Raw genomic sequence first — 19,858 nt, forward strand, 5'->3', positions numbered from 1 at the left:
TGCACAGATCGGAGAACGGATGGAGTTCTCCACGGGCTCCGGGACAGCGGCGGGCCTCTGTCGCTGTCCCGGAGCAGGATGGGGGCATGACCTTTCGCTTCGACTTCGCTCCAACGCCGTTCGGCGACGCGCTCGCGGTGTTCTCGGATGCAGGCATCGTGAGCTTCGACCTCTCGGAGTCGGCGGATCCGAGCGTGCCGTGGCTGCTCGAGAGCGTCACTCGACGCCTCGGCGCGGTACCCGAGCCGGAGCCTGGTGCCGCGGACGAGCTGACCGAGGCCCTCGACGCGTACTTCGACGGCGAGCCGGTGCGCTTCGATGAGCGCTTCGCCTTCGACTGGAGGCTCGTCGACGGGTTCGCCCGGTCGGCGCTGCAGGCCGTCTGCGAGATCCCCTGGGGTGAGACGATGAGCTACGGCGAGGTCGCGGTCATCGCCGGTAGCCCGGGAGCGGCACGAGCGGTGGGCACGGCGTGCCGGCTCACCCCTCTCTCGGTCGTGGTTCCGGTGCACCGGGTCATCCGCTCCGACGGCACGCCCGGCCATTACGGTGCGTACCCCGAACGCAAGCGCTACCTGCTCGATCTCGAGCGCGACGCCTCGGCATCGCGCTCATGAAAGAAGTGGAGCCCGGCGTGTAGGCCGCCGGGCTCCGCTCCTGCCGCGCTGGGGACACGGCACTCGGGTATCTCTGGGGAGAGTTCTAGTGCTCCACCGCTTTCTCGGCACCATAGCCGGTGAGCGAACGGACTTCCATCTCGGCGGCGAGGGCACGCGACTCCGCCGTCCTCGCCGTGACGGTGCCGATCCACCCGAGCAGGAACCCGAGGGGGATCGAGATGATGCCCGGGTTGTTCAGCGGGAAGATCGCGATGTCGATGCCGGGGATCATCGCCTTCTCGTTGCCCGAGAAGACCGGCGAGATCACGATCAGGCCGATGGCCGCGATCAGACCGCCGTACATGCTCCACACTGCACCGCGCGTGTTGAAGCGCTTCCAGAACAGCGAGTAGAGGATCGTCGGCAGGTTGGCCGAGGCCGCGATCGCGAACGCGAGGGCGACGAGGAAGGCGATGTTCTGGCCCTGCGCGCCGATTCCGCCGATGATGGCGAGGATGCCGATCACGATCACCGTGCGGCGTGCGACCTTGACCTCGCCCGCGGGGTCGGCGTTCTGGCCGCGCTTGATCACGTTCGCGTAGATGTCGTGCGCGAACGATGCGGCGGCCGTGATCGTGAGCCCCGCGACGACCGCAAGGATCGTGGCGAACGCCACCGCAGAGATGAAGCCCATCAGCAGCGAGCCGCCGAGCGCCTGCGCGAGCAGCGGAGCCGCCGAGTTGACTCCACCCGGCGCCGCCGCGATCGTCTCCGGGCCGACCAGCGCCCCCGCTCCGTAGCCGAGCACGAGGGTGAGCAGGTAGAAACCGCCGATCAGCCAGATCGCCCAGACCACCGACTTGCGTGCCTCCTTCGCGGTCGGCACCGTGTAGAACCGCATCAGCACGTGCGGAAGCCCTGCGGTGCCGAGCACGAGAGCCATGCCCAGCGAGAGGAAGTCGAGCGGGTTCGCCCCGTACTGCAGACCCGGGCCGAGGATCTTGTCGCCGTTGGGCGAGTTGTCGACGGCGGTCTCGAGCAGGGTGTTCAGGTTGAATCCGTGCAGCGCGAGCACCCACACGGTCATCGCCACGGCGCCCGCGATGAGCAGCACCGCCTTGACGATCTGAACCCAGGTGGTGCCCTTCATTCCGCCGATCAGCACATAGACGATCATCAGCACGCCGACGATCGCGATGACGAGCGACTGACCGAGCTTGTCGTCGATGCCGAGAAGCAGCGACACGAGCCCGCCTGCACCCGACATCTGCGCCAGCAGATAGAAGAAGCACACCGCAAGGGTGGTGAGCGCCGCCGCCATGCGCACCGGGCGCTGCTTCAGCCGGAAGGAGAGCACGTCGGCCATCGTGAACTTGCCGGTGTTGCGCATCATCTCGGCGACGAGCAGCAGCGCCACCAGCCAGGCCACGAGGAAGCCGATCGAGTAGAGGAATCCGTCGTAGCCGTTGATCGCGATGGCGCCGCAGATTCCGAGGAACGAGGCGGCCGAGAGATAGTCGCCGGCGATCGCGAAGCCGTTCTGGGTGCCGCTGAAGGATCGACCGGCCGCGTAGTAGTCGGCCGCCGTCTTGTTGTTGCGACTGGCCCGGATCACGATGAACAGGGTCACCGCCACGAATGCGCCGAAGATCGCGATGTTGAGCACGGGATCGTTCTTGACCGCTTCCGCAGCCACGGGAATGGTCGTCATAGCCGGGCCTCCGCCTTCTCGAGCTCGTCACGGATCTCGGTCGCAATGGGGTCCAGCCGGCGATTCGCGAATGACACGTACGCCATCGTGATCACGAAGGTCGTGACGAACTGCCCGAGTCCCATGAGCAGTCCGACCGTGATATCACCCCAGACGCGCTGGCTCATGAAATCGGTCGCGAAAGCGGCCAGTAGAACGTAGACGAAATACCAGAGGAGGAAGAACGCGGCCATAGGGAAGATGAATGACCGCTGGAGTCGCCTCAGTCCCTGGAACCTCTCGGATTCGTCGACAGCGATGTAGTCGATTCCGTGAGAGGAATCGCCCGTCGTCGGGTCTGTCATGGGGCCTCCTTGCCACATGTCCTTCATCGCGTGTCGGGGCGACACGCGATGGTATCGTCGACGCTACGAAACCGGCGGGTTCGGTCGTCACCCCCGAAAGTTGGTAACAGTGGAAGCCGAGAAGCGCATCGGAACCGCCGAGGATCTCGTTGCCGACGGCGTGCGCGAGCTCGCCAGACGCACCCGGTTCCCGGTGGCCTTCGGAGGCCTCATCGAAGACGGCGTGGTCCGGGTCACGAGCATCGTCGGAAACCGAACGCACAGCCTCGACGGCCTCAACGTGCGCCCGGAACGCGGGCTCGGCGGGCGCGCGATGATCGAGCTGCGCCCCCGGATGACGAACAACTACCGCACGTCGCAGCAGATCACCCACGACTACGACGTGTTCGTGCTGGGAGAGGGGCTGCGCACGCTGCTCGCGCTGCCGATCGTCGTGGAGGGCCGTCCGCGAGGCGTGCTCTACGCCGGCGCGTGGGAGGAGTCGGAGATCGGCGGCGTGACCACCGCTCCTGCGATGAGCGTCGCACAGAACATCGCCAACGAGCTGCACATCCGCGACGAGGTCGAGCGTCGCCTCCGGGCGATGCGCCCCGAGCCGGCGCTCGACGCCACCCATCTCGAAGACATCAGGGAGAGCTTCGCCGAGCTGCGCAGCATCGCGGCATCCGTCACGGACGAGGCGGTGCGCGAACGGATCGCCGCCGTGGAGCGGCGCCTTGTCGGAGCATCGTCAGCCGAGCCGGCACCGACGACGGGGTCGGTTGGCACGGTCCGCCTCTCCCCCCGCGAGACCGACGTGCTCGCCTGCGCCGCGCTCGGCGCGACGAATGCGGAGATCGCATCTCAGCTCGGTCTGCGAGAAGGCACGGTGAAGGCGTATCTCGGCGCGGCGATGTCGAAACTCGATGCATCGACGCGGCACGCCGCTGTCGCGCGGGCTCGACGCGCCGGCCTTCTTCCCTGACAGACGAAGACGCATTCACGGCGCATTCATTTCCGGAAATGCACGTCGGCGATTGCACGGCCCATATGAGATCAAATACTGTTTTCCGTATGGCTCGAAGAATTGTGCACCAGCTTGTCGACGATATCGATGGAACGCTGCTCGACGTGGGCGAAGGAGAGACCGTCCATTTCGCGCTGAATGGTGTCGCCTATGAGATCGATCTGACGAATTCACATGCTCAGGAGATGCGCGACGCCCTCGCCCCGTACATCGATGCGGGTCGCCGCGCTGCCGGTTCCAGCGCAGCCCGTCCGTCCGCTCCGCGTCGCCGAGCGGCACGCAGCTCGGAGACGGTCGAGATCCGCGAATGGGCGAAGAAGCAGGGGCTGAAGGTCTCGGAGCGCGGGCGCATCGCGGCCGACGTTCTCGAGGCATACCACGCAGCTCACTGACATCTGACGGATCCGAAGAGCGGGCTGCCCTCCGGGGCGGCCCGCTCTTTCTGCGTGTGCCCTTGCCGGCGGATAGATCGCGAAATGGACGCCACCCTCCGGCGGCGTCCTCTTCGTCATCGTGCCCTCGACAGGATTCGAACCTGCGACCTGCCCTTTAGGAGAGGGCCGCTCTATCCGACTGAGCTACGAAGGCGCCAGACAAGTCTAGTCGCCGCCTTGCCGCTATGCCGCCAGCGCGAGGTAGCGCTCCCAGACCGGATCGCCCCGCTCGGCCCCGCGGACCACCCACGTCCCACCGTGCGGAGGTCTGGGGGTTCGGCGCAGCTCCCACCCCATCTCCTGCGGCGTGCGGTCGCTCTTCGCGTTGTTGCAGCGAAGGCAGCACGCGACGAGGTTCTCCCAGCTGTCCGCTCCCCCACGGGAGCGCGGCATGACGTGGTCAATGGTGGATGCTGTCTTGCCGCAGTATCCGCACCTGTGGTCATCGCGGCGAAGCACCCCCCGCCGGGTGACGGGCTGCCGACGGGCGGTCGGCACCCGCACGTAGCGCGTGAGCAGGATCACCACCGGCCGGTCGTAGCGTCTGAGTCCGGCGATGACGGGATCGTCCTCGACGCGCTCGATGACGCTGGCCTTCTCATTCATCACGAGGACCATCGCCCTCTTGAAAGAGACCACCGTGAGCGGTTCGTATCCGGCGTTCAGGACCAGTGTGCGCATCGTCGTCATCCTCTCGATCCGCCGGGATGGCTTCCCGGCACTCTCGACTCACACGCCGTCGAGCGGATCAGAAGGAACGCGGATACGAAGAAAGGCGCTGTCTAGAGACAGCGCCTTTCGCGCTCGGTCAGACCGAGTCGGATCTGCGGGCGTTGCCGAAGGACCAGACGACCGAGCGCATCCATGGTGCGGATGCCCGGTATCGAATCCATCAGCTTCTCCCGTCCGTTCGACGACGGGTTCAGGGTAACCCATCCACGTGAACGAGGGACGTACCGAGGCTGAACGCCGCGGTGAGGCGTCGGTCAGCCGGCGTTGGCGCGGAGCCAGCCGATCGGCTCGACGATCGAGCCGTTGATCCTCACCTCGAAGTGCAGGTGAGCGCCGTACGAACGACCGGTGTTGCCGACCTTGCCGATGAACTGCCCCGCCTCGACCGTCTGACCGGCCTGCACGCCGCGGGTGCCGTTCGTCATGTGCGCGTATGTGGTGGACACTCGCTTGCCGCCGACGACCGAGTCGATCACGACCGCGACGCCGTAGGCTCCGTAGCTCTCGGACGAGACGCGCACCACGCCGCTGGTGGCCGCGAAGATCGGGGTGCCGGCGGGAGCGACCATGTCAGCACCCTCGTGGCCGCCGCCGACCGTGCGGCTGACGTAATACGAGCCCTGCGGCAGCGGGTAGCGCACTGCGCCGGACCCCGCAGAGATGAGGCGCAGGTCGGCGTCGCTGATCTTGCCGCCGGTGTTCGAGGACACTCGGGCCGCCGCAGCAGCTGCGGCCGCAGCTGCAGCGGCGCGCTTCTTGGCAGCTTCCTCCGCCTGCTTCTTCGCGATCTCGTCGGGCGTGGTCGCGGAGTAGGTGCCGCGCTCCATCGGGGCGCTGGTCGCCTCAGAGGCGACGACGAGCGACTGGGCGTCGTCGAAGGCCATCTGCTGCAGAGTGGCCGCCTCGGAGGGCAGGGGCTTGGCGGACGCCAGAGCGGGAAGGGCGACGCCGGCGACGAGGGCGCACACAGCGCCGAGGATCGCGACGGTGCGCATGGGCTTGACGCTCGAGCGGGCTGCACGGGGTGCTCGACGTCGGGTCGGCTCCAGGTTGCCAGCGGACTCGGTCGGGACGATTTCTTCGGCCAAAAGGGATTCCTCCTGCGCCTCCGCGCTTCGGGCAGCGCAGGCTCGTCAGCAATGTCGTTTCTCGGGCACGTATGTCACACGGCACGTTGTGCGAACTCTTCGCGAAGACGACGAGCCAGGGAGGCGATCTTCGCGATGCGTCATCGGCGGGCTTCTTCTCCGACGACCTCACCGACGTTACCTGAAGATAACGATTCTGTCACCCTGCGAACCTGGCAATCATCTCCACAGGCCGAGGATGACCCTCTGATCAGGCGTTCTCTCCCACGAGGAAGATGTGCGAGGCGAGCTCGACCGGCAGCTCCAGACCCTCGTCGCGACCGTCCATCTGGATCAGGACGTACCCCTCGCTGTAGCGGTAGTCGCCGCTCGCCCCCGGCACGACCCCGGCGTCGCGCAGCTGCTCGAGCAGGTCAGGACTGACCTGAGCGGGCTCGGCGAGGCGGCGCACGGTGCCCGTGATCGGACCGCCCGCAGCATCCAGCTTCTTGACCAGACCCACCACACCCGTCTCGAAGGCCGGCGTCTCGACATCGCCCAGCTGGTCGAGTCCGGGGATCGGGTTGCCGTATGGCGACTCGGTCGGGTGGCCCAGCAGCTCGACGAGACGGCGCTCGACCTGCTCGCTCATGACGTGCTCCCACCGGCAGGCCTCTTCGTGGACGTATGCCCAGTCGAGGCCGATCACGTCGGACAGCAGGCGCTCGGCGAGGCGATGCTTGCGCATCACGTCGACGGCCTTGCGGCGACCGTCATCGGTCAGCTCGAGTCGGCGGTCTTCAGAGACGACGACCAGACCGTCCCGCTCCATACGACCCACGGTCTGCGACACCGTGGGTCCGGAGTGACCGAGACGCTCGGAGATGCGCGCACGCAGCGGCACGATGTTCTCCTCCTCGAGCTCGAGGATGGTGCGCAGATACATCTCTGTGGTGTCGATCAGATCGGTCATTCATGCCCTCCGGGGTTCTTAGGCAAGCCTACCTTGCGGGCCCGACGTCGAGCCCGTCACGGGGCGCGGCGGACACCGCGCCCGCCTCTACAATCGAGCCATGTCGATCGAGATCCCCCGCGAACTGCTGCCCGCCGACGGACGCTTCGGCTGCGGCCCCTCGAAGGTGCGCCTCGAGCAGGTGAACGCGCTCGCCTCGGCGGGTGCCGACCTGCTGGGCACGTCGCACCGCCAGGCGCCCGTGAAGAACCTCGTCGGAAGCGTGCGCGAGCGCCTGTCGGCGCTGTTCCGTCTTCCCGACGGCTACGAGATCATTCTCGGCAACGGCGGCTCGACCGCGTTCTGGGATGCCGCCGCATTCGGCCTCATCGAGCGCCGCAGCCAGAACCTCGTCTTCGGCGAGTTCGGCGGCAAATTCGCCAAGGCCGCTGCGGCTCCCTGGCTCGACGCGCCTGACGTGCGCACTACCGACGCCGGATCGCTGACCGCGGCAGAGATCGTGGAGGGCGTCGACGTGTACGCCTGGCCCCACAACGAGACCTCCACCGGCGTCGCCGCCCCCGTGCGGCGGGTCGCCGCGGACGGCGCGCTGACCGTCATCGACGCGACGAGCGCCGCGGGCGGCATCGACTTCGACGTCGCCGAGGCGGACGTCTACTACTTCGCGCCCCAGAAGAACCTCGGATCGGACGGCGGGCTGTGGTTCGCCGCCGTGTCGCCCGCCGCGGTCGACAGGATCGAGCGCATCGCCGCATCCGGGCGGTACATCCCCGAGTTCCTCAGCCTGAAGAACGCGGTCGACAACTCCCGCCTCAACCAGACGCTGAACACTCCCGCGCTCGCGACCCTGCACCTGCTCGACAGCCAGCTCGAATGGATTCTCGCCAACGGCGGGCTCAGCTGGGCGGCCTCGCGCACCGCGGAATCGTCGGGCCTGCTGTACGACTGGGCGACGGCGTCGTCGGTCGCCACTCCCTTCGTCACCGACCCCGACCACCGCTCGCCCGTGGTCGCGACCCTCGACTTCGACGAGAGCGTCGACGCGGCGGCCGTCGCGAAGACCCTGCGCGCGAACGGCATCGTCGACACCGAGCCGTACCGCAAGCTCGGCCGCAATCAGCTCCGCATCGCGACGTTCGTCTCGATCGAGCCCGACGACGTACGCCAGCTGATCCGCTCGATCGAGCACGTGCTCGCCCACCAGGGCTGAGATCCCGCCGAACAGCGTGAGGCCCCTCCTGGGATCAGGAGGGGCCTCATTCCGTTCTCAGACCCGGACGTCGGGCCCCGGGGCTACTCGGATTCGTCGTCCTCGGCCTCGGGGTCCTCGTCCTCGTCCTCGTCGTCGGATTCGTCGTCCTCGGAGTCCTCGTCCTCGGAGTCGGAGTCCTCGTCCTCGGAGTCGGAGTCCTCGTCGTCCTCGTCGTCGTCCTCGTCGTCGGACTCGTCCTCGTCGAGCTCGTCGATGTCGACCCCGTCGACGTCGCCAGCGTGCAGACGGGGCGAGACATCATCCTCGTCCTCGATGTCCTCGTCCTCGTCCGACTCGTCGTCGTCGTCCAGCCCGCCGTCCTCGGAGTCGTCGTCGGAGGCATCCGAATCGCTCTCGGCGGCATCCGCCTCGGCCTGAGCCGCGAGCTCCGCCTGGTGTGCGCGGTACTCGGCCAGCCGCTCGGCCCACGGCACCCAGTCGGGTGCGAGCAGCGCGCCCTCGCCGGGCATCAGCTCCACCTCGAGGACGGTCGGCGCGGAGTCGTCGACCTGGGCGACCGTGACCGTCCAGAACCAGCCTGGATAGCCGGGCAGACGGTTCTCGAAGCGCAGCGAGACAGCCCCGCTCTCTTCGACGGTGTGGCCGGCAACCGGGCCGACGGTCGATGCGGGGGTGATCTCGTACAGCGCGGCGAGCGCGAGGTCGCGGGTCGCGGCGGCGAGGTCGTCAGGCTTCGAGGTCATCAGCTACCTTGCGGAGAACAGCGGCGACCGTGCGGCTTCGCGCGGCAGACGGGTAGCGACCGCGGCGCAGATCGCCGCCCATCTCGTCGAGCATGCGCACGAGGTCCTCGACGATCACTGCCATGTCGTCGGCCGGCTTGCGCGCCGCCTTCGCGAGGCTGGGCGGAGCGTCGAGCACGCGCACAGACAGCGCCTGCGGACCGCGGCGTCCGTCTGCGAGACCGAACTCGACACGTGCGTTCTTCTTCACGGAGACGCCTGCAGGAAGGGCAGAGGCGTGCAGGAAGACGTCCTGGCCGTCATCGGATGCGATGAAGCCGAACCCCTTCTCGTCGTCGTAGAACCTGACCTTGCCGGTGGGCATGGGAGAACCTCACTGAAACACGAAGATGGAGACGTCGCGCGGCGGCGCGACCCCTCCAGCCTACCCGTCCGCCCATGCGCGCAGGAGATACGCTGAGAGCAATGAGCAAGCACGACGACAGCAGCGCGCCCAAGACCGGCCGCCTCGAGCGATTCCTCGCCTTCACCGCGCTGGGTCTCGCGGCGGCATCGGTCATCAGCTTCTTCTCGATCATCATCGGCACCGCCGTGGGGATGGATCAGTCCGCGTTCGGACACGGCGTCTGGCCGTTCGTCGCGGGGCTTCCGCTCTTCGGTCTGCCGATCGCCTTCCTGATGATCATCACCCTGCTGGTGCTCAGCTGGGCTCGCAAGGGACGCACGGGCACCGGGTCCTGAACATGAGCACTCACGCCCGTCCGCTCGCTGACCGGCTCGCCGCCGCGAGCGACGTGCAGCTGGAGCGGATGCTGCGTGAGCGGGCCGTGCGCGCAGACGTCGGGTGGTCCGACTTCTTCGACGCGGCGGAGGCCCTCCTCGAGCCGGCATCGATCGAGCGGGCACTGGCCCGTCTCACGCTCGACCAGGCCCGCGCGCTGCGAGACGCAGGCCCCGATGGCACTGTCGATATCGGCGATGCCGGCATCGGCCTGCTCGACGCGGATGGTCGGGTGCTTCCGCCGGTTCGTGCGGTGATAGAGGTGCAGGCCGAGCTCCCGGATGCCGATCGAGGCCGCCCCGCACCGGCGTCCGATGCGGATTCCGCCCGTGCGGCGGAACGCGCATTCGCCACGATCGGGGGGCTGGCCGAGCTGCTGCTGGCCGCGCGCACCGCGCCCCTCGCGCTGGTGGCGACCGGTGCTCTGAGCGCGACCGAGAAGCGCCGGCTGCTCGATGAAGGCGACCTGGATGCGCTGCGCGACCTCGCCGAGCTCGCAGGTCTCGCCCGACGCGTCGATCGTGAGCTGCGGCTGACCAGCGACGCCGAGGGGTGGCTGGATGCCTCATTCGATGATCGCTGGACCATGACCGCCTCCCGGTTCAGAGATGCCCTGCCGTCGGGCATCCGGGAATTCGCGGCGAGCGTGTGGCCGCACATCCATCCCTGGGATGCCCAGTGGCCGGCACGTGCCGGGCGCGTGCGCGATCTCGCCTGGCGGCTGGGGCTGCTCGCGGGCGCGGCCAGCGGCTGGACGGTACCGGCATGGGGAGCACCCCTGCACACGCACGAGCCGTTCGACAGCTCGGCGCTGCAGGCGCTGCTGCCATCGGAGGTCGATCGCATCTTCCTGCAGAACGACCTCTCCGCCATCGCCCCCGGACCGCTCCAGCCCGTGCTCGACAACCGTCTGCGCGCGATGACCGAGCACGACCCTGCGCAGGCATCGTCGTATCGTTTCACCGCCGAATCGGTGTCGCGCGCTCTGGTCGAGGGCCACACCGCCGAGGGGATCCTGAGCTTTCTGCGCGAGATCTCGCTGACCGGCGTCCCGCAGCCTCTCGAGTACCTGGTCGGGCAGACCGCCACGAGACACGGACTGGTGCGTGTGCGGCCGGATGCCGATGGCGGCACCGCAGTGACCAGCGCTGACGCGCACCTGCTCGAGGCGATGGAGATCGACCGCAATCTGCGCCCGCTCGGACTGATCCGCGAGGGCGATCGACTGGTCTCGCGAGTGGGCGCCGAGGCGGTCGCGTGGGCGCTGACGGACGCCAGGTATCCCGCGACCCTCGTCGACAGCAGCGGACGCAGCATCGCCGCGGGCGGGGCCAGGCTCGCCGGCCCGGGCGCCCATGACGACGGCGCCTACGCCGCCCTGATCGCCCGGCTGCGCTCTCACCAGGGCCCGGACGCCGACGCCGCGTGGCTCGATCGCGAGCTCGAGGCAGCCGTGCGGGCGAAGGCGGTGGTGCTCGTCGAGGTCGCGATGCCCGACGGCTCGCACCGCGAGCTCACACTCGAGGCGGCCGGACTCGGCGGCGGGCGGCTGCGCGGCCGCGATCGCGCCGCCGACGTCGAGCGCACCCTCCCCGTGCGCAGCATCGTGTCGGTGCGCATGCTGCAGAGCTGAGCGACGTCGGACCCACCTGCCGAGCGGCCGGTAGACTGGTCTGCTATGTCTGATGGCCCCCTGATCGTCCAGAGCGACCGCACCGTGCTGCTCGAGGTCGCGCACGCCGACGCCGAATCCGCACGGCACGAGCTGGCGATCTTCGCCGAGCTGGAGCGCGCGCCCGAGCACATCCACACGTACCGCATCACCCGGCTCGGGCTGTGGAACGCGCGCGCCGCCGGGCACACGGCAGACGACATGATCGAGACGCTCGACAAGTACTCACGCTTCCCCGTGCCTCCGTCTGTGGCGGTCGACCTGCGCGAAACGGTCAACCGCTACGGAAGGCTCGTGATCGAGCGCGACGACGAGGGCGCGCTCGTGCTGCGATCGACCGACCCTGCTGTGCTGGCGCAGGTGGCGAACAACAAGCGCATCCAGCCGCTGCTGATCGGCCACCCCTCCCCCGACAGCTATGTCGTCGATGCGTGGGCGCGCGGTCAGATCAAGCAGGAGCTGCTCAAGATCGGCTGGCCGGCCGAGGATCTCGCCGGCTACACGCCAGGCACTCCGCACGAGATCGAGCTCGATGAGGACGGCTGGACCATGCGTCCCTACCAGCGCCAGGCCGTCGACGCCTTCGCGAAGGACGGCTCAGGCGTCGTCGTGCTGCCCTGTGGTGCGGGCAAGACGATCGTCGGTGCGGGCGCCATGGCCGCAACCGGCACCACCACCCTGATCCTCGTGACGAACACGGTCTCGGCGCGGCAGTGGCGCGACGAGCTGCTCAAGCGCACATCGCTCACCCCCGAGGAGATCGGCGAGTACTCCGGGCAGGCCAAGGAGGTCAAGCCGGTCACGATCGCGACGTACCAGATCCTCACCGCGAAGCGGAAGGGACAGTACGCCCACCTCTCGCTGCTCGACGAGATGGACTGGGGCCTCATCGTCTACGACGAGGTGCACCTGCTCCCCGCCCCCGTCTTCAAGCTGACCGCCGATCTGCAGGCTCGCCGGCGCATCGGCCTCACCGCGACGCTCGTCCGCGAGGACGGTCGCGAGGGCGACGTCTTCAGCCTGATCGGGCCGAAGCGCTTCGACGCGCCCTGGAAGCAGATCGAGGCACAGGGCTTCATCTCGCCCGCCGCCTGCTACGAGGTGCGCGTCGACCTGCCGCCGAGCGACCGGCTCGAGTACGCGGCAGCGACCGACGACGAGCGATACCGGCTGGCCGCATCCGCCCCCGCGAAGATCACCGCTGTCCGTGAGCTGATCGCGAAGCACCCCGGCGAGCGCATCCTGGTCATCGGTCAGTATCTCGACCAGCTCGAGAGTCTGTCGCAGGCGCTGAACGCCCCGCAGATCACCGGCGCCACACCGATCGACGAGCGGGAAGAGCTGTACCGCCAGTTCCGCGAGGGCGAGATCTCGCTGCTGGTCGTGTCGAAGGTCGCGAACTTCTCGATCGACCTTCCGGAGGCATCCGTCGCGATCCAGGTGTCGGGATCGTTCGGCTCCCGCCAGGAGGAGGCGCAGCGCCTCGGCCGCCTGCTTCGCCCCAAGCAGTCGAACCACACCGCGAGCTTCTACACGCTGATCGCCCGTGACACCGTCGACCAGGACTACGCGCAGAACCGGCAGCGGTTCCTCGCAGAGCAGGGCTACAGCTACACGATCATGGATGCCGTCGATCTGGCCGCCTGACACGCAGCCGGGCTCGTGCGACTAGCTCTCGCCGGTCACGTCCGCCCCCGGCTTCAGGCCGCAGCGCCAGCAGGGGGCAGCGAGGTCGTCGAGCAGCGCGCCGCACTCCGGGCACACCTGCGCGAGCCAGCACGCGCTGTCGCCGCCGTGCTCCTCCTCGTCCATGCGGTCGACGCTACTCCTCGGAGTGCTCCCGCAGGTCGGCCGCGGTCTCGCGCTCGGGCATCCTGGCGCCCGCGCCGCGCCCAATCAGCCGACGCAAGGGCGAAGTCACCATAATGGGGGCATGACTGATGCGCGAATCCTGGTCGTCGACGACGAGCCGAACATCCGCGACCTGCTCTCCCGGGGTCTCAGCTTCGCCGGGTTCAAGGTGAGGACCGTCGCGAACGGCGCCGCCACCATCTCGGCCGTCCTCGAAGAGGAGCCGGACCTGATCATCCTCGACGTCATGCTGCCCGACATGAACGGGTTCAGCGTGACCAAGCGCCTTCGCGGCGCGGGCTTCACCGCTCCCATCCTCTTCCTCACCGCCAAGGACGACACCCAGGACAAGATCGAGGGCCTGAACGCCGGCGGCGACGACTACGTCACCAAGCCGTTCGCCCTCGACGAGATCGTCGCCCGCGCCCAGGCGATCCTGCGTCGCACCATGCAGGCCGACGAGGAGTCGCTGATCCGCGCCGGCGAGCTGTCGATGGATCAGGACACCCACGACGTGTTCGTCGGAAAGATCCCGATCGAGCTCAGCCCGACCGAGTTCAAGCTGCTGAAGTACCTCATGCTCAATCCGAATCGCGTGCTGTCGAAGGCGCAGATCCTCGACCATGTGTGGGAGTACGACTTCAACGGCGATGCGGGCATCGTCGAGAGCTACATCTCGTACCTGCGCCGCAAGATCGACCCGCACACCGAGGAGTCGGTGATCCAGACCAAGCGCGGCTTCGGCTACATGCTGAAGGTCGGCAAGTCCGCCTAGCGGACGGCCAGAGCAAGTCATGGCAGGCGAGCCCGACTCCGTCACCCGCTGGTGGCGGCGGATCAGCCTGCGCGCCAAGGTCACAGGCGTCACCGTCGCGGTGCTCGCGCTCGGTCTCATGATCGCGGGCATCGGCACGGTGCCGATCCTGCGCGGGGCGATGATCAACAACATCGACGCGCAGCTGCCCGCCCTCGCGACCACCGGGCAGGCCGAGCGCTTCTTCGACGTCTCAGCCGAAGGCGGCCGACTCGTGTTCAGCCCCACCGAGGTCGCCCCGAGACCAACGGACTTCACCGTCGCCTTCTACACCGCAGACGGTGAATTCGTCGCCGAGGCGGGCGGCCAGGCATCGGCTCCCCGCCCTGACTTCCCCGCGACATTCACCCTGCAGGACACCGTGACCCAGGGCGACCAGGTGGTGACGCTGCAAGGCGAGGAGGGCGAGTCGTACAGCGCCGTCGCGTCGGCGCAGTCGGCGCAGGACCCCCAGGGCCTCACCTACGTGCAGATCGTCGCGCTGCCCCTCGATGAGGCCGACCGCATCGTCGCGACCTATGTCGCGGTGTACACCACGGTCGCGCTCGTGACGATCCTGCTCGCGGCGCTGCTCACCCGAGGTCTTGTGACGCTGACCTTCCGCCGGCTCGGCCATGTGGAGTCGACAGCGATGGCGATCGCCGCCGGCGACTTCAGCCAGCGCCTCACCGACCTCGAGCCGACCACGGAGGTGGGGCGGCTGAACGCGGCGATCAACACCATGCTCGACCGCGTCGACCAGTCGCTGGCTCAGCGCGATCGCACGGTGCAGAACATGCGCCGGTTCATCGGCGACGCCAGCCACGAGCTGCGCACCCCTCTCGTGAGCGTGCGCGGGTACGCCGAGCTGTACCGGATGGGCGCGATCACCGGCGAGGAGGACACGTCGCGGGCCATGGAGCGCATCGAGAAGGAGGCGATCCGCATGGGCGTGCTCGTGGAGGATCTGCTCGCGCTCGCCCGGCTCGACGAGGAGCGCTCCCGTGAGCTGCAGATCGAGCCGCTCGATCTGCGCCCGATCGCCCGCGACGCCGCGCTCGATCTGCGCGTTGCCGCCCCCGGGCGCAGGATCACCGTGATCGACACGACGGCCGACGACTCCGGAGAGCTGCGGCTCCACGGAAAGCCGAGCACAGCGCCCACTCCGGTCTCGCCGCGTCCATCCCCGTCACGCCCCGCGAGCGCGCTCGCGCGCCTCCGCCGCCGCCCCCGCCCGACGACTCCCGTGCCGGCGATCGACTTCACCGAGGCGACGGATGCCCCGGTCCGAACACCCCCGATCGTGCTCGGCGAAGACAACAAGGTGCGTCAGGTCGTCACGAACCTGCTCGGCAATGCGCGCAGGTTCTCGCCGGACGACAGCCCTATCGAGCTCGTCGTCGGCGCCGATCGCCGCGCGGGCGTCGGCACGATCTCGATCGTCGATCACGGCGAGGGCATCCCCCCGCAGATCCGCGAGCACATCTTCCAGCGATTCTGGCGTGCCGACACCTCCCGCGCACGGGAGACCGGCGGCTCCGGTCTCGGGCTCGCGATCGTCGCCTCCATCGTCGAGGCGCTGCACGGCACGGTGTCGGTCGACGAGACGCCCGGCGGCGGTGCGACCTTCATCGTCTCGCTGCCTCTGGCGCCGTCGCAGGCGACGCCGGATCATCTGCTCGCGGAGACGCAGCCGATCGACCGTCTCGAGCTCTGACTCCCCCACTCACCCTGCACATCCGTCCTGTCCGTCGACCTGTGCACGGATGCTGCAAGACGGCTCCCCCTCGCCGGGCAGGGGCTTCTAGTGTCAGAAGCCCATCGAGAGGAGATCCCATGTCCGTCTTCACCGTGGACACCGACGCGGTCCAGGCCGCGAACGGTGCCGCCTACGCCACCATGGAGCGCCTGCAGGGCGAGTCGGCCGCGCTGATGGCGCAGCTCGGACAGCTGCAGTCGTCGTGGACCGGCGCCGCCGCCGCGGCCTTCCAGCAGTGCAGTGAGCAGTGGCGCGGCGCGCAGATGCACGTCGAGCAGGTGCTCGGGTCGATCAGCGCGGCGCTCGGCTCCGCCGCCGCACAGTACGCGGACGCCGACCAGTACTCGGCGAGCCTGTTCCGCTGACGACGGCCGAGGCGCAGCAGACGCCGCGTACGCAGAGAACACCCCCTGCCGCATAGGCAGGGGGTGTTCTCTGCGGTTCTTCAGATCGTCAGGATCAGAAGTCCATGCCGCCCGACGGGTCAGCCGGCATGGCGGGAGCCTTCTCGGGCTTGTCGGCGACGACGGCCTCGGTGGTCAGGAACAGACCGGCGATCGACGCAGCGTTCTGCAGCGCCGAGCGCGTCACCTTGGCGGGGTCGATGATGCCCTGGGCGAACATGTCGCCGTACTCGCCGGTGGCCGCGTTCAGGCCCTGGCCCGCGGGGAGCTCGGCGACCTTGTGCGCCACGACACCGGGCTCGAGGCCGGCGTTGATGGCGATCTGCTTCAGCGGAGCCTCGATCGCGACGCGGACGATGTTCGCACCGGTCGCCTCGTCGCCCTCGAGGGCGAGCGTGTCGAGGACCTTGGCCGACTGCAGCAGCGCGACGCCACCACCGGGGACGATGCCCTCTTCAACGGCTGCCTTCGCGTTGCGGACGGCGTCCTCGATGCGGTGCTTGCGCTCCTTGAGCTCGACCTCGGTCGCGGCGCCCGCCTTGATGACGGCGACGCCACCGGCCAGCTTCGCGAGGCGCTCCTGCAGCTTCTCGCGGTCGTAGTCGCTGTCGGTGTTCTCGATCTCGCGACGGATCTGGGTGACGCGACCCTCGATGGCGGACTGCTCGCCCGCACCCTCGACGATCGTGGTCTCGTCCTTGGTGACGATGACCTTGCGCGCACGGCCGAGCAGGTCGAGCGTGGTGTTCTCGAGCTTGAGGCCGACCTCTTCGGTGATGACCTGGCCGCCGGTGAGGATCGCGATGTCCTGCAGCTGAGCCTTGCGGCGGTCGCCGAAGCCGGGCGCCTTGACAGCGACCGACTTGAAGATGCCGCGGATCTTGTTGAGCACGAGCGTCGCGAGAGCCTCGCCCTCGACGTCCTCGGCGATGATGACGAGCTCCTTGCCGTCCTGGATCACCTTGTCGACGACGGGCAGCAGGTCCTTGATGTTGCCGATCTTCTGGTTGGCGATGAGGATGTACGGGTCCTCGAAGACAGCCTCCTGGCGCTCGGGGTCCGTGACGAAGTAGGGGTTCAGGTAGCCCTTGTCGAAGCGCATGCCCTCGGTGAGCTCGAGCTCGGTGCCGAAGGTCTGCGACTCCTCGACGGTGACGACGCCCTCCTTGCCGACCTTGTCGATCGCCTCGGCGATGAGCTCGCCGATGGCGGGGTCAGCGGCCGAGATCGACGCGGTGGCGGCGATCTGCTCCTTGGACTCGATCTCCTTGGCGCTGTTCAGCAGGTCCTCGGTGATGGCCGCGACGGCCTTCTCGATGCCGCGCTTGAGCGAGATGGGGTCGGCGCCGGCTGCGACGTTGCGCAGACCCTCGCGGACCAGTGCCTGAGCGAGGACGGTCGCGGTGGTGGTTCCGTCACCGGCGACGTCGTCGGTCTTCTTGGCGACCTCCTTGACGAGCTCCGCACCGATCTTCTCGTACGGGTCGTCGAGCTCGATCTCCTTGGCGATCGACACACCGTCGTTCGTGATCGTGGGGGCTCCCCACTTCTTCTCGAGCACGACGTTGCGACCGCGCGGGCCGAGGGTCACCTTGACGGCGTCGGCCAGGATGTTCAGGCCGCGCTCGAGGCCGCGACGGGCCTCCTCATCGAAAGCGATGATCTTTGCCATGAGTCTTTCGTCCCTCCCGGACGTAGGCGATGGGGTGTTAGCACTCAGACTGTTCGAGTGCTAAACCCAGTCTGGCACTCGACCCATGAGAGTGCAAGCCGCCGCAGGCTGGGGAGGGGCGCGCCCGGGGTCAGGGCGCCGGAGTCTCGGGGCTCGGCGTCTTCTCGACACGGTCGAGGCCGACCACCACCGTGAGCTGTGGCTCATCGGAGTCGTTCAGCGCAGCGTAGAAGTCGCTCTTCTGCACCTCGGCGTCGCCGAGGAGCTCGGCGAGACCGAGCGCTGCTCCCTCATCGTCGTCCGAGACGTAGAAGACCGTGGTCTTCGAGAACTCCTGCGATGATCCATCGCTGCCGAACACGTCATCCGTCGACCAGCCCTCGGCGAGCAGTGTCTCGCGCACCTCGGCGACGAGCCCCTCCTCGGGAGTCGCATTGAGGATCAGCACACGGTACGACGTGTCGAGTTCTGCGACGACGCCCGGCTGCGTCTGCGCGGGCGTCGGCTCGTCGCCACCGAACAGCGAGATGCGGTCCATCATCACGAGCGACACGAAGATGCCGCACACGATCAGCACCAGAGCGACTGCGGCCGACCACAGCAGTACCACGAGGCCGTTCATGCCCGGCTGCTCGGCGCGGTGCGCGCCGACTCGTCCAGTGGCGCGCGGGACGTCGTCGAATCGATCGCGGGGGGACTTCTGCACCCCTCGATGCTAGCGGGCGCCTCCCGTGAGTCCGCACGGAGCGCGGCGGCCGGGTGACTGCGACCGGGGCGGTCAGCCGACGAAACCGCGCATGCGTGCAGTGCGCTGCACCGAGCGCGCGTCACGAAGGCGCCGGAGCCTGCGCACCAGCAGAGGGTCGAACTCCAGCGCGGCCTCGGTCTCGATCAGCCGTCCGAGCAGCTGGTAGTACCGGGCGGGGCTCATGCCCAGCTGCGCGCGGATCGTCTCCTCCTTCATGCCGCCGTGACGCGGCCAGGCCGCCTCCAGCGTCAGGATCGCCTTATCGCGATCAGAGAGGTCACCGAGCATGTGCTCAGGCTACGCGGCGTCAGGCGAGATGCCCGCGCGCCACTCCCACCAGCGCCCCAACGGGTCGGCATCCGCCACCACCCGACCGTCGAGCCCGACGGCGAAGCCGCGGAAGTCCGCGGCCTCGATGGCCGGCCGCCAGGCGTCGTGCAGCGCCGGCGGATCGATGGTGATCCAGCGAGCATCGAGCGCACGGATGCGGTCGATGAGTTCCAGCCGCCGCGCACGGGGCAGGTACACGAGCATCCCGGGGGTCGTGATGACGAGCGTGGCATCGGCGGGGGCGGCTGCGGCCATCGCGTCGAGCTGCTCGATGGCATCCCCCGCACGCAGCAGCGGCGGATCGGAGGCAGCGATCGCCATGGCCGCGGAGATCCGCTCGGCGCGCTCGTGCTCACCCGGCCAGATCAGCGACTGCAGCCAGTCGCGGTCGCCGGGCGCACGCACATCGATCGGATCGAGGTCGATGCCCGCGCGCCAGACGACCTCCGGCAGCCGTAGTCGTGGCAGCTCGCCGCGGACTGTGCTGGTGAGCAGAACCTGCGACGGCCCGTCCTCCGGGTCCAGACCCAGCCGCGCGGCGCCGTCTGCGTCGTTCACGCGGAACGAGTACCGGTCGGGATACAGGCACAGCCCCGCCGCCGCGCCGAGCTCGAGCAGCGCGACCGGCCCGTCGACCATGCTGAGCGCGGGCAGCAGAGCCGCGAGGCGGAGCGGCTCATTGATCTGCACACCACGTCGCGCGCACTCTGCGACCAGCACGTCGGCGTGCGCGAGCACGAACTCCCGCCACCGCGGATATGCGGCGACGGGCGCACCGAGCAGGCGTGAGACGGCGAACACCAGAGGCGGCTGGCGGTGCTGCGGAGTCAGCCGCTCGAGCAGGGCCTGCACCTCGGCGTCCGCGGCCACCCCTGCCGCCCACTCGGCGTACACGTCGCTGCGCCCTGGCGCCTCGTCGCGGGCGAAGCGGTCGTAGCGATGGGCGACAGCATCCGTCATCCCGCCATTCTCTCAGCGAGCCGCCGCCCCCACGCAGGGAGCCGCCCGGACCGCGGCGCCCCCGAC

22 protein-coding genes and 1 tRNA gene are annotated in these 19,858 nt (G+C 68.6%); 10 read left to right on the forward strand and 13 right to left on the reverse strand.

The annotated features are described in order from the left end of the window. Nucleotides 1-86 precede the first annotated feature (86 nt). Nucleotides 87-617: a methylated-DNA--[protein]-cysteine S-methyltransferase gene (locus tag JOE67_RS04035; RefSeq protein ID WP_204974260.1), complete on the forward strand. Its 531-nt coding sequence runs from the start codon at nucleotides 87-89 to the stop codon at nucleotides 615-617. Between the two features lie 85 nt (nucleotides 618-702). Here JOE67_RS04035 and JOE67_RS04040 read toward each other — a convergent pair whose 3' ends face one another. After that, the gene (locus tag JOE67_RS04040) at nucleotides 703-2,310 is read right to left on the reverse strand and encodes a solute symporter family protein (RefSeq protein ID WP_204974261.1); all 1,608 of its coding nucleotides are present in this window, start codon (nucleotides 2,308-2,310) and stop codon (nucleotides 703-705) included. After that, nucleotides 2,307-2,654 carry a DUF485 domain-containing protein gene (locus JOE67_RS04045; RefSeq protein WP_204974262.1) on the reverse strand — a complete coding sequence of 116 codons (348 nt, stop codon included), beginning with the start codon at nucleotides 2,652-2,654 and terminating at the stop codon, nucleotides 2,307-2,309. The genes JOE67_RS04040 and JOE67_RS04045 overlap by 4 nt, the downstream gene beginning before the upstream one ends. Before the next feature lie 109 nt (nucleotides 2,655-2,763). Here JOE67_RS04045 and JOE67_RS04050 point away from each other — a divergent pair, with 109 nt between their 5' ends. After that, on the forward strand, nucleotides 2,764-3,618 hold the full coding sequence (locus JOE67_RS04050) for a LuxR C-terminal-related transcriptional regulator (protein ID WP_338041488.1): 855 nt from the start codon (nucleotides 2,764-2,766) through the stop codon (nucleotides 3,616-3,618). Between the two features lie 89 nt (nucleotides 3,619-3,707). After that, a complete protein-coding gene (locus tag JOE67_RS04055) occupies nucleotides 3,708-4,052 on the forward strand; it encodes a histone-like nucleoid-structuring protein Lsr2 (protein ID WP_204974264.1) in 345 nt (114 codons plus the stop codon). 122 nt (nucleotides 4,053-4,174) lie between these two features. On the opposite strand, the gene JOE67_RS04060 is transcribed toward JOE67_RS04055, so the two are convergent. The 4 genes from JOE67_RS04060 to JOE67_RS04075 form a co-directional block, all read right to left on the reverse strand. Continuing rightward, nucleotides 4,175-4,248, reverse strand: a tRNA-Arg gene (locus JOE67_RS04060). A 29-nt stretch (nucleotides 4,249-4,277) separates the two neighbouring features. Beyond that, complete coding sequence (locus tag JOE67_RS04065; protein WP_204974265.1) at nucleotides 4,278-4,775, reverse strand: HNH endonuclease; 498 nt, start codon at nucleotides 4,773-4,775, stop codon at nucleotides 4,278-4,280. A 305-nt stretch (nucleotides 4,776-5,080) separates the two neighbouring features. After that, entirely contained in the window at nucleotides 5,081-5,821 is a 741-nt protein-coding gene (locus tag JOE67_RS04070) for a M23 family metallopeptidase (RefSeq protein WP_204974266.1), read from the reverse strand. Between the two features lie 343 nt (nucleotides 5,822-6,164). After that, nucleotides 6,165-6,866: an iron-dependent transcriptional repressor DtxR gene (locus JOE67_RS04075; protein WP_204974267.1), complete on the reverse strand. Its 702-nt coding sequence runs from the start codon at nucleotides 6,864-6,866 to the stop codon at nucleotides 6,165-6,167. A gap of 100 nt (nucleotides 6,867-6,966) precedes the next feature. On the opposite strand from JOE67_RS04075, the gene serC reads away from it, so the two are divergent. Continuing rightward, on the forward strand, nucleotides 6,967-8,076 hold the full coding sequence (gene serC, locus JOE67_RS04080) for a phosphoserine transaminase (RefSeq protein WP_204974268.1): 1,110 nt from the start codon (nucleotides 6,967-6,969) through the stop codon (nucleotides 8,074-8,076). Between the two features lie 83 nt (nucleotides 8,077-8,159). On the opposite strand, the gene JOE67_RS04085 is transcribed toward serC, so the two are convergent. Further along, nucleotides 8,160-8,822 carry a DUF3027 domain-containing protein gene (locus tag JOE67_RS04085; protein ID WP_204974269.1) on the reverse strand — a complete coding sequence of 221 codons (663 nt, stop codon included), beginning with the start codon at nucleotides 8,820-8,822 and terminating at the stop codon, nucleotides 8,160-8,162. Beyond that, complete coding sequence (locus tag JOE67_RS04090) at nucleotides 8,806-9,186, reverse strand: cold-shock protein (protein ID WP_204974270.1); 381 nt, start codon at nucleotides 9,184-9,186, stop codon at nucleotides 8,806-8,808. The genes JOE67_RS04085 and JOE67_RS04090 overlap by 17 nt, the downstream gene beginning before the upstream one ends. A 101-nt stretch (nucleotides 9,187-9,287) precedes the next feature. On the opposite strand from JOE67_RS04090, the gene JOE67_RS04095 reads away from it, so the two are divergent. From JOE67_RS04095 to JOE67_RS04105, 3 genes are read left to right on the forward strand one after another with little or no spacing between them, the layout of a single operon-like run. Beyond that, a complete protein-coding gene (locus JOE67_RS04095) occupies nucleotides 9,288-9,563 on the forward strand; it encodes a multidrug ABC transporter ATPase (RefSeq protein WP_204974271.1) in 276 nt (91 codons plus the stop codon). Nucleotides 9,564-9,565: 2 nt separating this feature from the next. After that, nucleotides 9,566-11,236: a helicase-associated domain-containing protein gene (locus tag JOE67_RS04100; RefSeq protein ID WP_204974272.1), complete on the forward strand. Its 1,671-nt coding sequence runs from the start codon at nucleotides 9,566-9,568 to the stop codon at nucleotides 11,234-11,236. A 45-nt stretch (nucleotides 11,237-11,281) separates the two neighbouring features. Then, nucleotides 11,282-12,922 carry a DNA repair helicase XPB gene (locus JOE67_RS04105; protein ID WP_204974273.1) on the forward strand — a complete coding sequence of 547 codons (1,641 nt, stop codon included), beginning with the start codon at nucleotides 11,282-11,284 and terminating at the stop codon, nucleotides 12,920-12,922. 21 nt (nucleotides 12,923-12,943) lie between these two features. Here JOE67_RS04105 and JOE67_RS04110 read toward each other — a convergent pair whose 3' ends face one another. Beyond that, nucleotides 12,944-13,087: a hypothetical protein gene (locus JOE67_RS04110; RefSeq protein WP_204974274.1), complete on the reverse strand. Its 144-nt coding sequence runs from the start codon at nucleotides 13,085-13,087 to the stop codon at nucleotides 12,944-12,946. A gap of 121 nt (nucleotides 13,088-13,208) precedes the next feature. On the opposite strand from JOE67_RS04110, the gene JOE67_RS04115 reads away from it, so the two are divergent. The 3 genes from JOE67_RS04115 to JOE67_RS04125 all read left to right on the forward strand — a co-directional run bounded on the left by JOE67_RS04115 (nucleotide 13,209) and on the right by JOE67_RS04125 (nucleotide 16,043). Next, the gene (locus tag JOE67_RS04115) at nucleotides 13,209-13,901 is read left to right on the forward strand and encodes a response regulator transcription factor (RefSeq protein WP_204974275.1); all 693 of its coding nucleotides are present in this window, start codon (nucleotides 13,209-13,211) and stop codon (nucleotides 13,899-13,901) included. A 19-nt stretch (nucleotides 13,902-13,920) separates the two neighbouring features. Next, entirely contained in the window at nucleotides 13,921-15,636 is a 1,716-nt protein-coding gene (locus JOE67_RS04120; RefSeq protein WP_204974276.1) for a sensor histidine kinase, read from the forward strand. A 119-nt stretch (nucleotides 15,637-15,755) separates the two neighbouring features. Then, entirely contained in the window at nucleotides 15,756-16,043 is a 288-nt protein-coding gene (locus JOE67_RS04125; protein WP_204974277.1) for a WXG100 family type VII secretion target, read from the forward strand. Between the two features lie 94 nt (nucleotides 16,044-16,137). Here the strand turns inward: JOE67_RS04125 and groL are convergent, their stop codons facing one another. The 4 genes from groL to JOE67_RS04145 form a co-directional block, all read right to left on the reverse strand. Next, the gene (gene groL / locus JOE67_RS04130; protein ID WP_099195723.1) at nucleotides 16,138-17,754 is read right to left on the reverse strand and encodes a chaperonin GroEL; all 1,617 of its coding nucleotides are present in this window, start codon (nucleotides 17,752-17,754) and stop codon (nucleotides 16,138-16,140) included. Nucleotides 17,755-17,884: 130 nt separating this feature from the next. Then, nucleotides 17,885-18,460 carry a LytR C-terminal domain-containing protein gene (locus JOE67_RS04135; protein WP_338041489.1) on the reverse strand — a complete coding sequence of 192 codons (576 nt, stop codon included), beginning with the start codon at nucleotides 18,458-18,460 and terminating at the stop codon, nucleotides 17,885-17,887. Nucleotides 18,461-18,532: 72 nt separating this feature from the next. After that, nucleotides 18,533-18,790 carry a DUF3263 domain-containing protein gene (locus JOE67_RS04140; protein ID WP_204974278.1) on the reverse strand — a complete coding sequence of 86 codons (258 nt, stop codon included), beginning with the start codon at nucleotides 18,788-18,790 and terminating at the stop codon, nucleotides 18,533-18,535. A 9-nt stretch (nucleotides 18,791-18,799) separates the two neighbouring features. Beyond that, nucleotides 18,800-19,792, reverse strand: a complete 993-nt coding sequence (locus tag JOE67_RS04145) for a DUF2332 family protein (protein WP_204974279.1) — start codon at nucleotides 19,790-19,792, stop codon at nucleotides 18,800-18,802. Between the last annotated feature and the right edge of the window lie 66 nt (nucleotides 19,793-19,858).

The sequence above is a fragment of the Microbacterium esteraromaticum genome, assembly GCF_016907315.1.
In the GTDB taxonomy this organism is placed as follows: domain Bacteria; phylum Actinomycetota; class Actinomycetes; order Actinomycetales; family Microbacteriaceae; genus Microbacterium; species Microbacterium esteraromaticum.

Bases quoted from the DNA above. Each gene is read 5' to 3' on its own strand.
- JOE67_RS04040 (WP_204974261.1), bottom strand. From the start codon at position 2,310: ATGACGACCATTCCCGTGGCTGCGGAAGCGGTCAAGAACGATCCCGTG.
- serC (WP_204974268.1), top strand. From the start codon at position 6,967: ATGTCGATCGAGATCCCCCGCGAACTGCTGCCCGCCGACGGACGCTTC.
- groL (WP_099195723.1), bottom strand. From the start codon at position 17,754: ATGGCAAAGATCATCGCTTTCGATGAGGAGGCCCGTCGCGGCCTCGAG.
- JOE67_RS04045 (WP_204974262.1), bottom strand. From the start codon at position 2,654: ATGACAGACCCGACGACGGGCGATTCCTCTCACGGAATCGACTACATC.
- JOE67_RS04115 (WP_204974275.1), top strand. From the start codon at position 13,209: ATGACTGATGCGCGAATCCTGGTCGTCGACGACGAGCCGAACATCCGC.
- JOE67_RS04120 (WP_204974276.1), top strand. From the start codon at position 13,921: ATGGCAGGCGAGCCCGACTCCGTCACCCGCTGGTGGCGGCGGATCAGC.
- JOE67_RS04140 (WP_204974278.1), bottom strand. From the start codon at position 18,790: ATGCTCGGTGACCTCTCTGATCGCGATAAGGCGATCCTGACGCTGGAG.
- JOE67_RS04090 (WP_204974270.1), bottom strand. From the start codon at position 9,186: ATGCCCACCGGCAAGGTCAGGTTCTACGACGACGAGAAGGGGTTCGGC.
- JOE67_RS04110 (WP_204974274.1), bottom strand. From the start codon at position 13,087: ATGGACGAGGAGGAGCACGGCGGCGACAGCGCGTGCTGGCTCGCGCAG.
- JOE67_RS04070 (WP_204974266.1), bottom strand. From the start codon at position 5,821: ATGCGCACCGTCGCGATCCTCGGCGCTGTGTGCGCCCTCGTCGCCGGC.
- JOE67_RS04100 (WP_204974272.1), top strand. From the start codon at position 9,566: ATGAGCACTCACGCCCGTCCGCTCGCTGACCGGCTCGCCGCCGCGAGC.
- JOE67_RS04055 (WP_204974264.1), top strand. From the start codon at position 3,708: ATGGCTCGAAGAATTGTGCACCAGCTTGTCGACGATATCGATGGAACG.
- JOE67_RS04075 (WP_204974267.1), bottom strand. From the start codon at position 6,866: ATGACCGATCTGATCGACACCACAGAGATGTATCTGCGCACCATCCTC.
- JOE67_RS04125 (WP_204974277.1), top strand. From the start codon at position 15,756: ATGTCCGTCTTCACCGTGGACACCGACGCGGTCCAGGCCGCGAACGGT.
- JOE67_RS04065 (WP_204974265.1), bottom strand. From the start codon at position 4,775: ATGCGCACACTGGTCCTGAACGCCGGATACGAACCGCTCACGGTGGTC.
- JOE67_RS04105 (WP_204974273.1), top strand. From the start codon at position 11,282: ATGTCTGATGGCCCCCTGATCGTCCAGAGCGACCGCACCGTGCTGCTC.
- JOE67_RS04085 (WP_204974269.1), bottom strand. From the start codon at position 8,822: ATGACCTCGAAGCCTGACGACCTCGCCGCCGCGACCCGCGACCTCGCG.
- JOE67_RS04145 (WP_204974279.1), bottom strand. From the start codon at position 19,792: ATGACGGATGCTGTCGCCCATCGCTACGACCGCTTCGCCCGCGACGAG.
- JOE67_RS04035 (WP_204974260.1), top strand. From the start codon at position 87: ATGACCTTTCGCTTCGACTTCGCTCCAACGCCGTTCGGCGACGCGCTC.
- JOE67_RS04095 (WP_204974271.1), top strand. From the start codon at position 9,288: ATGAGCAAGCACGACGACAGCAGCGCGCCCAAGACCGGCCGCCTCGAG.